General features: G+C 61.4%; 15 protein-coding genes. 8 read left to right on the top strand and 7 right to left on the bottom strand.

Annotation, left to right across the window (positions count from 1 at the left end; translation table 11 throughout):
* Positions 1-195 precede the first annotated feature (195 nt).
* Entirely contained in the window at positions 196-1,203 is a 1,008-nt protein-coding gene (locus D4A92_RS03600) for a diguanylate cyclase (protein ID WP_203018158.1), read from the top strand.
* Between the two features lie 9 nt (positions 1,204-1,212).
* Here D4A92_RS03600 and glgX read toward each other — a convergent pair whose 3' ends face one another.
* Positions 1,213-3,291 (bottom strand): glycogen debranching protein GlgX, encoded by a 2,079-nt coding sequence (gene glgX, locus D4A92_RS03595; RefSeq protein WP_203018156.1) that lies wholly within the window; start codon positions 3,289-3,291, stop codon positions 1,213-1,215.
* A 138-nt stretch (positions 3,292-3,429) separates the two neighbouring features.
* On the opposite strand from glgX, the gene D4A92_RS03590 reads away from it, so the two are divergent.
* Both D4A92_RS03590 and D4A92_RS03585 read left to right on the top strand, forming a co-directional pair.
* Complete coding sequence (locus tag D4A92_RS03590; protein ID WP_006728162.1) at positions 3,430-3,621, top strand: DUF3008 family protein; 192 nt, start codon at positions 3,430-3,432, stop codon at positions 3,619-3,621.
* Positions 3,618-4,406, top strand: coding sequence for an SDR family oxidoreductase (locus tag D4A92_RS03585; protein WP_203018154.1), 789 nt, complete (start codon positions 3,618-3,620; stop codon positions 4,404-4,406). Before D4A92_RS03590 ends, D4A92_RS03585 begins: the two co-directional genes overlap by 4 nt.
* 22 nt (positions 4,407-4,428) lie before the next feature.
* On the opposite strand, the gene D4A92_RS03580 is transcribed toward D4A92_RS03585, so the two are convergent.
* A complete protein-coding gene (locus tag D4A92_RS03580; protein ID WP_203018152.1) occupies positions 4,429-4,917 on the bottom strand; it encodes an MgtC/SapB family protein in 489 nt (162 codons plus the stop codon).
* A 36-nt stretch (positions 4,918-4,953) separates the two neighbouring features.
* Complete coding sequence (locus tag D4A92_RS03575; protein WP_203018150.1) at positions 4,954-5,340, bottom strand: hypothetical protein; 387 nt, start codon at positions 5,338-5,340, stop codon at positions 4,954-4,956.
* 198 nt (positions 5,341-5,538) lie between these two features.
* Here D4A92_RS03575 and D4A92_RS03570 point away from each other — a divergent pair, with 198 nt between their 5' ends.
* A complete protein-coding gene (locus D4A92_RS03570) occupies positions 5,539-5,931 on the top strand; it encodes a response regulator (RefSeq protein ID WP_203018148.1) in 393 nt (130 codons plus the stop codon).
* Positions 5,932-5,938: 7 nt separating this feature from the next.
* Here the strand turns inward: D4A92_RS03570 and D4A92_RS03565 are convergent, their stop codons facing one another.
* Positions 5,939-6,559 carry a riboflavin synthase subunit alpha gene (locus tag D4A92_RS03565; RefSeq protein WP_203018146.1) on the bottom strand — a complete coding sequence of 207 codons (621 nt, stop codon included), beginning with the start codon at positions 6,557-6,559 and terminating at the stop codon, positions 5,939-5,941.
* A 230-nt stretch (positions 6,560-6,789) separates the two neighbouring features.
* Here D4A92_RS03565 and D4A92_RS03560 point away from each other — a divergent pair, with 230 nt between their 5' ends.
* From D4A92_RS03560 to D4A92_RS03545, 4 genes are all read left to right on the top strand, one after another.
* Complete coding sequence (locus D4A92_RS03560; RefSeq protein ID WP_246754024.1) at positions 6,790-7,722, top strand: 1-phosphofructokinase family hexose kinase; 933 nt, start codon at positions 6,790-6,792, stop codon at positions 7,720-7,722.
* 147 nt (positions 7,723-7,869) lie between these two features.
* Positions 7,870-9,060, top strand: coding sequence for a tonB-system energizer ExbB (exbB, locus tag D4A92_RS03555; RefSeq protein ID WP_203018142.1), 1,191 nt, complete (start codon positions 7,870-7,872; stop codon positions 9,058-9,060).
* Between the two features lie 4 nt (positions 9,061-9,064).
* Positions 9,065-9,547 carry a TonB system transport protein ExbD gene (gene exbD / locus D4A92_RS03550; RefSeq protein ID WP_203018141.1) on the top strand — a complete coding sequence of 161 codons (483 nt, stop codon included), beginning with the start codon at positions 9,065-9,067 and terminating at the stop codon, positions 9,545-9,547.
* The gene (locus D4A92_RS03545) at positions 9,544-10,473 is read left to right on the top strand and encodes an energy transducer TonB (RefSeq protein ID WP_203018140.1); all 930 of its coding nucleotides are present in this window, start codon (positions 9,544-9,546) and stop codon (positions 10,471-10,473) included. The genes exbD and D4A92_RS03545 overlap by 4 nt, the downstream gene beginning before the upstream one ends.
* Here the strand turns inward: D4A92_RS03545 and D4A92_RS03540 are convergent.
* The 3 genes from D4A92_RS03540 to D4A92_RS03530 all read right to left on the bottom strand — a co-directional run bounded on the left by D4A92_RS03540 (position 10,460) and on the right by D4A92_RS03530 (position 14,990).
* A complete protein-coding gene (locus tag D4A92_RS03540) occupies positions 10,460-12,001 on the bottom strand; it encodes an AAA family ATPase (RefSeq protein WP_203018139.1) in 1,542 nt (513 codons plus the stop codon). The genes D4A92_RS03545 and D4A92_RS03540 overlap by 14 nt on opposite strands.
* Positions 12,002-12,126: 125 nt before the next feature.
* Positions 12,127-13,668, bottom strand: a complete 1,542-nt coding sequence (amaB, locus tag D4A92_RS03535; RefSeq protein ID WP_203018138.1) for an L-piperidine-6-carboxylate dehydrogenase — start codon at positions 13,666-13,668, stop codon at positions 12,127-12,129.
* 38 nt (positions 13,669-13,706) lie between these two features.
* A complete protein-coding gene (locus D4A92_RS03530) occupies positions 13,707-14,990 on the bottom strand; it encodes an NAD(P)/FAD-dependent oxidoreductase (RefSeq protein ID WP_203018137.1) in 1,284 nt (427 codons plus the stop codon).
* Positions 14,991-14,997: the final 7 nt, after the last annotated feature.

Here is a 14,997-nt window from a genome sequence, read left to right as displayed (position 1 = left end):
TGGGCGCCGGACTGTCGCATTCTTGCGCCACCTCCGAAACTCCAAGATTTCAGCTTAAACATTCATATACTTGTCCGTGGCTAGAAACACATTCAGAAGCCGCGATGTTTGCTTTATGCTTGTGTTTGGCGATTCCTGACCTATGAGGCAGGATGCCTTTTGCTATATGCTACGGCCGGTTGTGGAGGACGCGTCATGTATGCTCTAACAGTGCTCGACCACTCTGCGCTCGCGGCGTTCCGGAGCGAACACCCCTGGCTGGATTTCCCGGATGCGATCTCAGAGGTCTGCATCTACTTCGACGACAATGGTGGACCGACCCGGCTGACCGCGCTCGAAGAGGGCAGCGATGGAAAGGTCCTGCCTGCCGACGTGAACCGGTTCGGCATCGACACCGTTCTCAGTCTCATTCGTTATGCTCCGCAGGGGACTGCCGAGGTGGAGGAATGTCCCGAGGAGCGCACGGTCTGGGCCTTGCTTGAATCACTCCCGGTCGCGGATGGAACACGTCCGCTCGACGATGTCGAAGCCGAGCGTGCAACGGCGTTGCAGGGAGCCTATGAGACCCTTCACGGCATCGCTTTGGACAAGCTACGAGCCCTGCGCGACGCGGCCCGCAATCCGCGCGAGATGCAACGATTGTCGGATGCTGTTGCGTCATTGCCCGCGCGTCTGGAGCAGGTCGACGAAGCCCATAAATCATTCTTCATGGAAGTCGACCTGTGGCGGCTGGTGGCCGTGCTGCGTGACGAGCTGGCCATGCCGGCCGACTACGAGATGATGGCAACCGGCGAGGACAGATTGCCGTCCCGCGAAACGATCGAAATGGCCGAGACCAATGCGCTCTCTGGTCCCGTTATCCAGGCCCTCTTCGAACTCTCGCCCGTTGCCTTTTCGATCTCCAGCATCGGCCAGAAAAGCTCCCGCTATGTCAGAGTGAACCAGGCCTATCTCGATCTCGTCGGCAAGACCTGGGACGAGATCCGCGGCAGCGAGATGGTCGCGTCCGGCGTCGTCTCGGGAAGCGAGGCTCGTGCCGAGCGTCTCACGTTGCTCGATCGCGATGGCGGCTATGCGGGCATGCGTGGCGAGATCCGCCATTCGTCCGGAGAAGTCGTCCCCGTGATGATTTCTGCCCGGCGCATTTCCGTTGCCGGGCAGCTTTATGATTTCGAGGTGCTTCAGCGCGCTTCTGACGACTGACCGTGTCGGTCAGGCGCGTCTGAGTAGAGCCAGCGACCGCGCCTCCAGCCTGAAGGCCTTGCCCTCTTCCGCGATATCGCCGTGTCTCTCCACGTCGAAGGTCGTGAGCTCGAGTTGCCAATTCCCGCCGCCGGTTTCAGGAAGGACAAAATCAATGTCCTCGGCGACCGGATTGAAGAGCAAAAGCACCTCCTGCCATACACCCTCTTCGCTTTCGAGGTCCGGCCTCAGGAGCTTCAATGCCAGCGGGTTGCCATCGTACCAGTGCTCGGCTTCCTGATGGCCGCCTTCGACATGGTACCAGTCGATGATCATGCCATCCCGCCAGTTCGAGCGGCGCAGCAGAGGTTGCTCCTTGCGGAGAGCAATCAGCCGGCGTGTGAATTCCCGAAGGTCTTCACATGTCTGCGGAAGGTCCTCCCAGTGCAGCCAGCTGATCTCGCTGTCCTGACAATAGCCGTTGTTGTTGCCCATTTGCGAGCGGCCGAATTCGTCGCCTGCCAGCAGCATGGGCGTGCCGTGGGAGAAGAACAGGGTGGCCAGGAGGTTCCGCTTCTGACGGTCGCGGATCGCATTCATCTCCGCATCGTCCGTCGGGCCTTCGTGGCCGTAATTGTGGCTGCGATTATGGTCATGGCCGTCGTTGTTGTCCTCGCCATTCGCTTCGTTGTGCTTCTGGTCGTAGGAAACAAGGTCGTTCAGGGTGAAGCCGTCATGGGCGGTGATGAAGTTGACGCTTGCCCAAGGGCGACGGCCGCGCAGGTCGTAGATGTCGCCTGAGCCGAGGAGGCGGGCAGCAAAGTCTTGAGAGGTGTTGTCGGCGTTTAACCAGTACTCGCGGGTTGAATCGCGATACTTGTCGTTCCATTCGGCCCAGCCCGGCGGGAAGCCACCGACCTGATAGCCTCCGGGGCCGATGTCCCAGGGCTCGCCGATGAGCTTCACCTTCGACAGGACCGGATCCTGGGTGACGGCGTCGAAGAAGCCACCGCGCTGGTCGAAACCTTCCGGCTCTCGGCCAAGGATGGTGCCGAGATCAAAGCGGAAGCCGTCGACATGCATTTCCTCCGCCCAGTAACGCAGGCTGTCCATCACCATCTGCAGGACACGCGGATGGGACGTGTTGACCGTGTTACCGGTGCCCGTGTCGTTAATGTAGTAACGATGGTTGTCCGGCATCGTCCGGTAGTAGGAGAAATTGTCGATGCCCTTGAAGGAGAGCGTCGGGCCGAGTTCATTGCCTTCAGCCGTGTGGTTGTAGACGACGTCGAGAATGACTTCGATCCCGGCATCGTGGAAAGCGCGCACCATGTCGCGGAAGCCCAGCAGGCCTTTGGGACCGTAATAGCGGCTCGCGGGCGAGAAGAAGCCGATCGTGTTGTAACCCCAGAAGTTATGAAGCCCCTTGTCCATCAGGTGGCTGTCGTCCGGGAAGGCATGCACCGGCAGGAGTTCGATCGAGGTGATGCCGAGGCTCTTTACGTAGTCGACCGCTGCCTTGTGGCCGAGTCCCTCGAACGTGCCCCTGAGATTGTCAGGGATCGCGGGATGAAGCTTGGTGAAGCCTTTGACATGGGTCTCGTAGACGATCGTTTCGGCCCAGGGGATACGGGCGAAGCCGTTTGAAATGCGGCTTTCGTTCGGATCAATGACCCGGCATTTCGGCGAGCATGACGCGCTGTCAAGTGCGTTGAAGGAGAGATCCTTTTCTTCCGCGTCGAAATCATAGCCGAAATGGGCCTTCGACCAGGCGAAATCGCCGACGATTTCCCGGGCATAGGGGTCGAGGAGCAGCTTGTTCGGATTGAAACGATGACCGTTTTCCGGCTCGTAGGGTCCGTGAACTCGGTAGCCATAAAGCTGGCCAGGCCTCACGCCCGGCACATAGCCATGCCAGACCTCGTTCGTATATTCCGGAAGCTCGAGGCGAGCGATCTCGACGCTGCCGCTGTCATCGAACAGGCAGAGCTCAACGCGTTCCGCATGGGCGGAAAAGAGGGCAAAGTTCGTGCCCTCTCCATCGAAGCACGCGCCGAGACTGTGCCATTCGCCCGGCGTGACATGAAAATGCGTGCTCTTGGCGTCCATCTGATCCTCTGATGTCTGGAGTTGCGCAGCTTAATTCCCGAACGCGAAGCTTTGTTCCAAGCCCTTCTCCGGCAGGAACTTTCAGCTCCTTGGCCGGTTTGCCTCGCAGCGAGATTGAACCGAACAGGAGGGGCAAAGATGCCTGCGAAATCTAAGGCGCAGCAGAAAGCGGCTGGCGCAGCACTGGCCGCAAAACGGGGCGAGGCAAAGGTGTCCGATCTGAAGGGCGCGTCGCGCAGCATGGAAAAGAGCATGAGCAAGAAAGAGCTTGAAGAGCTCGCCTCGACGAAGCGTCAGGGCAAGCCTGAGCATGTCGAGGGCAAGTCATGAGCCGCGACGAACTTAAAGGGAGAACCGCCCTGGTGACTGGAGCAGGCTCCGGGATCGGCAAGGGAGCCTCTCTCAATCTGGCCGAGAGTGGAGCTTTCGTCGGCTTGTTAGGGCGGACCCGAGAGGAGTTGGACGAAACGCTCGCCGAAATCCGTGGGGCCGGTGGCGAGGGGATGGTGCTGGTTGCCGATGTGAGCGATCACAAGGAGATGGAAGAGGCGCTGGCGCGACTGGTCAACGAACGAAAGTGGCTGGACATCGTCGTCGCAAATGCCGGGATCAACGGCACTTGGGCGCCGATCGATGACCTCAAGCCCGAGGAATTCGACAAGACGATCGCGATCAACCTGCGCGGCACCTATCTCACCCTGCATCACGCTGTGCCGCATATGAAGAAGAACGGTGGCTCGATCGTGGTGATTTCCTCGATTAATGGGACCCGCACGTTCACCTCACCGGGTGCAACAGCCTATTCGGCGACCAAGGCCGCCCAACTCGCCATGGTGCAGCAATTGGCGCTCGAACTCGGCCGCCATCGCATACGGATCAATGCGATCTGCCCGGGTGCAATCGAGACCGACATCGACGACAACACGCATATCCGCAAAAAAACTCGGACCGAGGTCCCGGCGAAGTTCCCCGACGGCGACATTCCTTTGACGGGTGGGGAACCCGGCACGATAGAGGAGGTGGCCGATGTGATTGGCTTTCTCGCATCTGATGCATCGCGCCATGTGACCGGAACGCCGATCTGGGTCGATGGTGGCCAGAGCCTGTTGAGGTAGGATCGCCTTGCCGAGCGCGACTTCAGTCGCGCTCGGGAGGAAGCGGCAGCCGGTTCTCGATCAGCCGCAATAGCCAAAGCACGCCGAGCGCAAAACCGCTTGCAATAAGGCCGATCTGCCAAAAACCGAGACCGCAAGAGAGGCCAATGGAACCGGCAAACCAGAGGCCAGCGCCCGTCGTCAGACCTTTCACTTCTCCCTTGTTGAAGACGATCATTCCAGCCGCAAGGAAGGCGACACCTGCGGTGACTGCTTCGACCAGACGGAGCGGGTCAAGTCGGATCTCTTCCCGATCGAATGCACCGTGATGGGCGATCTCGATTGTCAAAATCGCCACGATCGCCGCCGAGAGGCAGACAAGAATATGGGTCCGCAAGCCGGCAGCGTGACTGCGCCATTCGCGCTCCAGGCCGATACAGGCACCGCAGACCATCGCGATCAGTAGCCTGATGACGATGGCCGACAGTTCCAGAGTGGTCGCGGTGCCGAAGCTGTTCAGTTCAGAGGGCATTTGCCGAATTCCTGACGGTACCGATTTCCTTCAGGATCAATGTTTCCGGTCGCTGGCAATGGTGGATGTGTAGGACGCAGATACGGGATCACTTGCAGGGAAGGTATCTTCGAGACCCTCCTGCAGTGCTGACTCGCTATTCTTGCTGTCGACCTTTTCGTGCTGCTCCTGACGCAGGCTTTCGACCGCATCGCTCGGTTCATCGGCGCCGTCACCGCCTTCGCTTTCGGCGGTTGCGCCGAAGCGGCTCGCCTGCACGAGCAGAACTTGTGCCTTCTGCAGGGCGTTGTCTCGGTTCAGGCTGCCGTTTTCAGACTGTGCCATATGGACCGATACCTTCTCGCCACCGTCTCCGAGGAATTCGACGACAAAGCCACCTTTTGCATCGTGGCCTTCAATGACTTCCGTTCCGATGATCTGCATGGATGATCTCCCGTGGTTTCCGGCATGGGAAACGCGTGGCTTCGCAGGGATGTTCCATCGGGCCGCAGGTTCCATTTATGCGAGTAACATGTGCTTTGCTTGGGCTGTTAAGTCTATGTTTACCATATCGTTTGGCAATTTATGAAAATCTGAACAAACAGGGGTTGTGGGCGTTGTGGTGGCAAAAGGAGAACGAAGATGAGACCAGGACAGCCCCTTGCCATCGATACGATCCTCATTGTCGAAGACGATGTCTTCATTTCCATGGACGCCGCCGACGCGGTTGCGCGCGCCGGGGTCAATGTCATCACGACCGAAACGGTCCGAGACGCGCTCGAAATTCTCGAAAACGAGCATATTTCTGGGGCGATCCTTGACTTCAAGGTTCGTGATGGGGACGTGACGCCGATCGTTCAGCGCTTGCGCCGCAGCGGAATACCGTTTCGCATCGTCTCGGGATCAGCCATCCGGGAGATCGAGCAGAACGGCATACCGCCGGAGCTTTGCGCACCGAAGCCTGCAGACTACGGGAAGGTTCTGGTTTCCATCCTGAACGACGTGCCGCCGCCGCGACCGGGTGGGCAGCACTAATATCGCGTCAGGCGCGCTTGGACATCAAGCGTTCGAGCGTGCGCTCAACCACATCAACCATCACCATGGTCTGATGATCGACCTCGATGTTCAGGGCATCGCCGGGTTTGTAACGCGGAAACGTGGTTTGGCGCAGCGTCTCCGGGATGAGGTTGATCGTAAATGTGTCGTCTTCGGCCTCCGCCACCGTGAGGCTTGCGCCATTCACGGCAAGATAACCGCGCTTGAAGACATACTTCGCCCATTCCTCGGGCACGCGGAAGCGGATGAACGCACCCGGCATTTCCATCTTCGACGCCACGAGTTCGGCAGTTGTCGCGATATGTCCGGCAATGTTGTGGCCGCCATTTTCGTCGGTCGGCTTGGCCGAGCGTTCGATGTTGACGCGGTCCCCGGCCTGAAGCGTGCCCAGATTGGTGCGCGCGAGCGTTGCGTCCATGGCGTCGAAAGTGACGACAGTGCCCTCCATCGAGGTTACGGAGAGACATACGCCTTCGACCGAAACACTTGCACCCAATTGCAGATCCACCATCAGCCGCTCAGGGAATTCGACGTAGAACGTCGTGTAGCCATCATGGCGGATGACGGATTTGATCGGGGCGACTGTCTGGACGATGCCGGTATACATGCTGCTTTCCTCGGTGAATGCGTTGGGAAGGTAATGTCTCAGGCGCCAAAGACAATGCCCCGCGGCAATACCTCAGTGTTCACCATCTGGGCAATCGGGAACGCGGTGATCTCCCATCAGTTGAGCACCTGCGGCTTTCGATCGGGTTGCGGACAGGTCCCTGGCTGTCCTAGATCTGTCGTAGCTTTGTTGCAGTCTGGCACTCCGACTTTTCCATGGTGGCCCCTTCTATGACCAAAATCCTTTGCCTCGCACTCAATCCGGCGATCGACATCTCCAGCGACGCGGAGGTGGTGCGTCACACCCACAAGACCCGAACCTATAATCAACAGCAATTTCCAGGTGGCGGCGGGATCAATGTCGCCCGCGTCATCGTCGCCCTCGGCGGGACATGCGAGCTGATGTTCCTGTCAGGCGGGGCCACGGGCGAATTGCTTGAGGCCATGTTGAAACCCCTGCCGATCATGGAGCGAACATTCCGGATTCACGATCCCGTTCGGGTGGCTTTTGCCGTGCATGAGACCTCGACCAATCTCGAATATCGTTTCGTGCCGGAAGGCCCGCTGGTAACCGAGGCAGAGCTCGAGCCCGTATTCGATGCGGTCGCAGCTAGCGATGCCGATTATGTCGTCGCAAGTGGCAGCCTGCCGAGGGGCGTGCCTGATGACACCTATGTGCGTCTTGCGGATCTCGTCGCGGCGCGGGGTGCCAGGTTCGTCCTCGATACGTCCGGAGCTCCGCTTTCGCAGGCATTGTCGCGATCGCGGATGTTCCTGGTAAAGCCCAGCCTCGGTGAGTTCGAAGCCATCCTGGGGCGTAAGCTGGCGCATGAGGAGGTGGGGGCAGCAGCGCAGGCGCATGTCCGCACGGGCGCTGCCGAACATATCGCCGTCACCCTCGGGGGCGACGGTGCGATCCTTGCCTCTGCCGACGAGATCATTCGCCTGCCGGCGATCGATGTGCCGGTCAATTCTGCGACTGGGGCTGGCGACAGCTTTGTCGCGGGCATGGTGTGGTCACTGGCCCAGGGCTACGCTATCGGCGACGCCTTCCGTTTCGGCCAGGCGGCCGGTGCTGCGGCTGTCATGACGCCGGGCACGGAGCTCTGCCGCCAGAAGGATGTCGTCGATCTCTACGAGCGCGAGCGGCAAAAAGGCAGCTGATCGCCAAGGAGCGATTGCGACGCCGGGAAAACCGCGCTTTGGTTGTTTTATTACTTGTCACCGTTTATCAAGTTTTATATGGGGAAGGCAGCGTGACGGCGCGGGATGAGCGCCTGTTTTGTATCACAAGTTCATAAGGAGCTCCCAATGTCGCTCAACCATTCGGGACCTTCGCTGAAGCGATTTGGCCTTCTTCTTACTTTTCTTCTGTCTGCATCACTGGTGCAGGCGCAGCAGCCGGCTCCGGCGGCCACGGAAACACCTGTCGTCTCGCCTCAGACTGGCGCGACAGCTGCGCCGGCTACACGTGAAAGCTCTGCAACGTCGCCTCGCGTCGTAACGCAGCCCGACGCTTCCACGCCTCCGGCAGCGACGGCCGCTCCCGTTTCGCCTGCGAACCCCAACAGTGAGGCTTCTCCACCAGCACCTGAGGCCGTTGCTACTCCGAGCCCGCAGGTCCCAGTCTCCGACGCTGCCAACCTTCCTTCTGCCGTGCAGCCGGCCGATGCTGCTGCCATCGGCGGTGAAGCCGCGCAATCTCCGACGGATTCGCTTGCCTCAGAAGTGGATGCGGTCCCCGCCGACACGGGCACAGATGTGCCGCCGATGAAGACCATGCCGCATGATCTCTCGCCTGAGGGCATGTTCATGGCTGCCGATTGGGTGGTTAAATCAGTGATGATTTCGCTGGCCGTGGCTTCGGTTCTGACCTGGACGGTGTGGCTTGCGAAATCTTTGCAGCTTTTCGGTGCGCGGGCACGCGCCAAGCGCGGCCTCAAGGCCGTCGCGAATGCCCGCCAATTGCGTGACGCTCTTCAGGTACTTGAAAATCGCGGTGGTGTGGTGGCGACCATGGTTCGTGCCGCCCAGCATGAGGTTAGTCTTTCCGATGCGGCGATCGACCAGGTGGGTGGCGAAGGCGTCAAGGAGCGCGTTGGCTCGGCGCTGGCGCGGATCGAAGCCGGTGCAGGACGCCGCATGTCGAAGGGCACGGGCGTTCTCGCCAGCATCGGCTCCACAGCACCCTTTGTCGGTCTGTTCGGCACGGTCTGGGGTATCATGAATTCGTTCATCGGCATTGCCGAGACGCAGACTACCAATCTTGCCGTCGTCGCGCCGGGTATCGCAGAAGCGCTGCTGGCCACAGCCATCGGTCTCGTCGCGGCCATTCCGGCTGTCATCATTTACAACGTCTTTGCACGATCCGTGACGGGCTATCGCCAGCTTCTCGCCGATGCCGGTGCCGGCATCGAGCGGCTGGTCAGCCGTGATCTCGACTTCCGCAAGAGTGCCCGCATCGCCCAGGCGACCAAGTCCATGGCGATGGCGGCGGAGTAAACCAATGGCCGGTGGTATCAGGGAAAACGGTTCTGGCGACGATCTGGCGGAGAACCACGAGATCAACGTGACGCCCTTCATCGACGTCATGCTGGTGCTGTTGATCATCTTCATGGTCGCGGCACCCTTGTCGACGGTCGATGTCAATGTCGATCTCCCGGCGTCCACGGCGAAGCCGGCCGAACGTCCCGACGAGCCAGTTTATGTCACGCTCAAGGAAGACATGAGTCTGGCGCTTGGAAACGATACCGTCGCACGCGAGACGCTCGGCACGTCGCTCGACCGGATGACCGAAGGTAACAAGGACGCGCGCATCTTCCTGCGTGCCGACAAGACGGTCGATTACGGTCAGTTCATGGAGGTCATGAACCTCTTGCGGGATGCGGGATACCTGAAGATCGCTCTGGTGGGGCTTGAAGCGGTTGCGGCCACGCCGGCGCCTGACGGTGCTGCAGCAGCGGCAGAGCCCGTAGGACCCGCACCATGATCGAGCCTCGCTCCACGAAACGGATCCTTGGTGAGGGGCTGTTGTGGACAACGGCCGGCGTGCTGATCGCCACGGCCCATGCGGGTGCGGTGGCTGTTCTGTTGCGCGAACCGGACATGGTGATGGCCGATAGTGGGCCGCCGCCGGCGATCATGATCGAACTTGCGCCGGAACCCGAGGCCGTCATCACCGACGAGACCGAGATCTCGACCGAACAGGTCGATGCGGAAGAGGTGAAGACCGCAACGAGCGAGCCGCTGCCGGAGCCCATTCCGGAGTCTGTGGAGCAGCCCCTCCCTGAGCCGCCGCCTCCGGAGCCAGAACCGGAGCCTGAGGTCGCAGAGCTTCAGCCCGAAGTCCCGCCGCTGATCGAGCCCGAGCCGCTGCCGGAACCTCTGCCGGAGATCGATCCGATCGAGCAGATGGTGATGGCGGAACTGGAGAATGTCGAGGTTCCGATCCCGATGCTGCGTCCGCCGGTACCGAAACCGGAGATCGAGAAGAAGAAGGAACCGGCACCGAAGAAAGTGGTCAAGAAGCAGGCCACGCCTCCCGCCTCGCAGGCGGCCCGAACGGCCAAGGCGGAGGTCGCTCAATCGACCCGCAATGCGGCTGCGGCAACCGCCAGCGGTGCCGGTCGCAGTGTCTCCCCGGCGAGATGGCAGTCTCGGCTGATGTCGCATCTTGAGCGCCGCAAGCGTTACCCGAGTGCTGCCCGCAGCAACCGGGAAGAAGGCACCGTCTATGTCCGGTTCAGGATCGACGATTCCGGCAATGTTCTTTCCGTCTCCCTGTCTCGCTCATCGGGCTATCCGACGCTCGACAACGCGGTTCTCGACATGGTGCGTGCGGCTTCGCCGGTGCCGGCCCCTCCTGTCGGCGTGAACAAGACGATCACGGCACCCGTGCGCTTCAACCTTCGCTGAGTTTGCAGGCGGCCACGAGATCCAGCGCCGCCTGCGCCACGGATGCGGGGGGGCTTGCCGCATTGATGCGATGCCAGCCGATCGGACCCGTACCGCTCTCTAGCTGTTTGTCGAGCACGCTCACGGTGGCGTCCGAGTCGACAACCGGTCGGGCCTCGACGCGGGCTCTGAGCACATCCGGGTCCGCATCCAGCCACAGTCCGACGAAAGGCACGTGGTTTGTCCGCGCGACCGCCTCGATTGCCATTCTTTCGTCAGCATGGGCGAAGACGGCATTGGCGACGACGCAGCCGCCCGATCTCAGAACCACATCCGCCTTTTCAGCGAGGGTCGCATAGACGCGTGCTGATACTTCCGGCTTGTAGGCTTCCTGAGGCATGGGATGTCCCCGAGGATGGCCGAGCATTACGCGGCGCAGGCGGTCGCTCTCGAGCAGGCGCGCGCCGGGAGCGAGCCCCAGACGGGGCGCCATGGCTTCGGCGAGGGTGGATTTGCCAGAGCCGCTCAGTCCCCCGATCGCGACCAGTACCGGCTCCTTTCGCTGCAGCAGGTCGAGCGCCAAATTGCGATAGGCAATCGCTTCCTCTGCGCCATGGCCGGTGCGGTCTCCGAGGTCGCGCACCAGTGTCGCGCCGACATGAGCGCGGATCGCGGCCCTTAAGGCGAGGAGGAAAGGCATGAGCCCATAGCCGGCGTCGTCGCCCGTTCGGTCAAGATAGCGATTGACCACGGCACTGGCATAATCCGGCAGGTTTCGATGCCAGAGGTCCATCAACAGGAAAGCCAGGTCATAGAGGATATCGGAGGTGGCAAGGCCTTCGTTGAAGTCGATGCAGTCGAACATGCGCGGACCCTCGGGCCCAAGGAAGATGTTGTGCAGATGAAGATCGCCGTGGCAGTGGCGGATCATGCCTCGGTGTTCGCGTTCGTTCAGCAATGAAGCGTGACGATCGAGGGCCTCCCGGAAGAGCCTGTTCAGACGGTTTGTCTCGTCGGCTGAGAAAAGCGGTACGGCGGAAAAAGCTGCATGGTTGATCTCGAGAACAGCGGCGAGGTTTGCTTCACCGCTACCCGTGTGCAGCACCTCCGCTGTCTTGTGAAAGTCTGCAATGCGCTCGGCCGTTTCTTCCATCAAGGTCTTCGGCAAGCTGCCGGTTTCCGCCATCCTGTCAAACAGCTTGTCTTGCGAGAAGCGGTGCATTTCGACCACGTAGTCGATGGGTGATGCTTCGGCGTCGAAAGCGAGTTTTCCGGTCGTGTCGCGGCCGATCGCCCTGACGCCGGAATAGATTTCCGGCGCGGTTCGCGAGTTCAGCTCCACTTCTCTGTGGCAGTAGCGTTTTCTGAGATCGAGTGTCGAGAAGTCAGCATAGGGCAGCTTCACCGCGCGCTTCAGCTTGTAGGCCTTGTCGCCGGCCAGGAAGATGAGGGAGATATGGGTTTCGATCACCTCGACAGACGAGGTGATGCCATGGCTCTCGGGATCGCGGAGAAAGGCGATGGCGGCGGACTGGTCCTCGACTGTCATGCATCCCTCATGTCTGACGGTTGCTTCAGTCTCACTCATCCGATGATCAAAGGCCAGCGCCTGGCGCATGGACCATTGTCGCAGGAAAGAAGGGCCGGCGGTTGGCTGCCGACCCCTCCATAGCTTTACTCGATGTCGAACTTGACGCCCTGGGCGAGTGGCAGAGTGCGGCCGTAGTTCACCGTGTTGGTCTGGCGGCGCATATAGGCCTTCCAGCTGTCCGAGCCGGATTCGCGGCCGCCGCCGGTTTCCTTTTCACCACCGAAGGCGCCACCGATTTCGGCGCCCGAGGGGCCGATGTTGACGTTTGCGATGCCGCAGTCCGAACCACGGTCGGAGACGAAGGCTTCGGCTTCGCGGATGTCATTGGTGAAGATCGACGAGGAGAGGCCCTGCGGTACGTCGTTGTTCAGTGCGAGAGCATCGTCAAAGTTCGAGTACTTGATGACGTAGAGGATCGGCGCGAAGGTTTCCTCGACGACCGGGCCGCACTGCTCCGGCATCTCGACGAGGGCCGGGCGGACGTAGAAGGCATCTGCTGCTTCGTCAGAGCGGACGCGGTCACCGCCATGCACTTTGCCGCCATTGGCCTTGGCAGCTTCCAGGGCGTGCTGCATGCGCTCGTAGGAGCCCTTGTCGATCAGCGGTCCGATCAGATTGCCGGCTTCCAGCGGGTTGCCGATGGTGACGGAGCCATAGGCCTTGATCAGGCGCGGGACGAGCGTGTCGTAGACGCTTTCGTGGACGAAGAGACGACGGAGCGTGGTGCAGCGCTGGCCGGCGGTCCCCATGGCCGAGAAGGCGACGCCGCGGAGCGTCAGGTCGAGATCGGCGGTCGGGCCGACGATGGCGGCATTGTTGCCGCCGAGCTCGAGGATCGAGCGACCGAAGCGGGCGGCGACACGCGGGCCGACGGCGCGGCCCATGGCGGTCGAACCGGTTGCCGAGATCAGCGGGACCTTGGGGTTGTCGACGAGGATTTCGCCGATGTCACGGCCGCCGATCAGCAGTGTCGAGAGATTTGCCGGGGCCTTGCCGCCTTGCGCGTTGTAGCGCTTGACGGCCTTTTCGAAGATCGCCTGGGTGGCGATGGCGGTGAGCGGGGTCTTTTCCGAGGGTTTCCAGATCGTCGAGTTGCCGCAGACGAGCGCAAGCGCTGCATTCCAGGACCAGACGGCGACGGGGAAGTTGAAGGCCGAGATGATGCCGGTGACGCCGAGCGGGTGCCAGGTTTCCATCATGCGGTGTTCGGCGCGTTCCGTCGCGATCGTCAGGCCGTAAAGCTGGCGTGACAGGCCGACGGCGAAATCGCAGATGTCGATCATTTCCTGGACTTCGCCGAGGCCTTCCGAGGTGATCTTGCCGACTTCGATGGAGACGAGGCGGCCGAGTTCGGTCTTGGCGGCGCGCAATTCCTCGCCGAGCAGGCGGATCAGTTCGCCGCGCTGCGGGGCCGGTACGAGGCGCCATTCGAGGAAGGCCTTGTGGGCTGCGTCGATAGCCTTGCGGGTGTCGTCGGCGGAGATCTCGGCCACAGCTGCGATGGTCTCGCCGTTGATCGGCGAGCGGACGGAGAGCGTGCCGCCGGTCAGTGCGTTGGCGTCGACGCCGAAGCTTGCCATCAGCGATGCTGTTTCGGCGGAAAACTTGAGAGTGGCGAGGGTCATGATGGTCCTTCCGTCAGGTCTACCTGGTTCTTGTTCGTTCAAAATCGTGCGCCGGCCAGATGCGCCACCTGGGCGCCGGCCTCGTACCATGCTTCCTTGAGGGTGCGGAAGGCCGGTGCGTGTGGATCGGTGAGGGGCAGTGGTAGTTCTTCCTCGGAGATCTGGCCGAGGATGTGGCTTGCGATGGTCTTGCCGAAGACGCTGCCGGGCGAGATGCCGCGGCCGTTGTAGCCGGAGAAGCCGATGACGCCGGGCGCAAACTTGTGGAAGCGGGGCAGGGCGTTCGTGGTCATGCCGATCTGGCCATACCATTCGCTTTCGAAGGCGATATCGCCGATCTGTGGGAAGATCGCCTTCAGTGCACGGCGTGCCCAGGCGCGATGGATCGAAAGGCCCGTGCCGCGCAGGGCGCCGACGCTGCCGAAGACCATACGGCCGGCCTTGTCCATGCGGAAGGAGGAAAGCACTTCCTTTGTGTCCCAGCAGCCCTGGCGCTCTGTCAGTATCGACTTACGCAGATTATCGCTCAAGGGGACGGTGGCGAAGTTGAAATAGGGCAGGTGGACCTGTTCTTCGCGAACGGCAGCGAAGGGGCCGTGGCTGTAGGCATCGGTTGCGACGACGATCCATTGGGCATCGACTGTGCCTTCCGGCGTTGAGACGCGCCATCCCGATGCGGCCTTCTCGTAGGATGTCACGGGGCTTGCGGTATGCAGGATGGCTCCAGCTTTTATCGCCGCATGGGCGAGGCCCCGGGCGTAAGCGAGCGGTTGCAAGGTGCCGGCGCGGCGATCGAGCAGGGACCCCTGGTAGGCGCGGGTGCTGATCTTGGATTCCGTTTCGACCTTGTCCAGCAAGTCGACGGGTGCGCCGCGGCGCTGCCATTGCTCGGCGCGCGCCTCGATCTCCTTCTGGCCGGCTTTGCCCACGGCGCAGTGAAGTGTGCCCGAGCGCTCCAGCTCGCATTCGATCCCGTGGCGATCGATCAGCTCCATCACGGTGCGAGGTCCATTGCCGAGAAGATCCAGTAGCCGTTCGCCATAAACTGGGCCGAGTTCACCGGGCAGGTCGTCGGGCATGACCCACATGCCGGCATTAATCAGTCCGACATTGCGGCCTGCACCGCCGAAGCCGATCTCCTTCGCTTCGAGGAGGATCACGCTGGTGCCGGCTTCGGCGAGGTGCAGGGCTGCGGAAAGGCCGGTATAGCCGCCGCCGACGATCACCACATCCGCAGTTGCGCCGCCGTAGAGGGGCGCCGTCTGGGGCGCGGCAGGGGCCGTCTTTTCCCAAAGTCCGTGGGAGCGAGGATCGTTCAGCATGGTGTGG

Origin of the sequence: Rhizobium rosettiformans, from assembly GCF_016806065.1 — a bacterium.
In the GTDB taxonomy this organism is placed as follows: Bacteria; Pseudomonadota; Alphaproteobacteria; order Rhizobiales; family Rhizobiaceae; genus Allorhizobium.
Note: the sequence above shows the minus strand (reverse complement) of the source record. Positions and strands in the feature narration are given on the sequence as shown.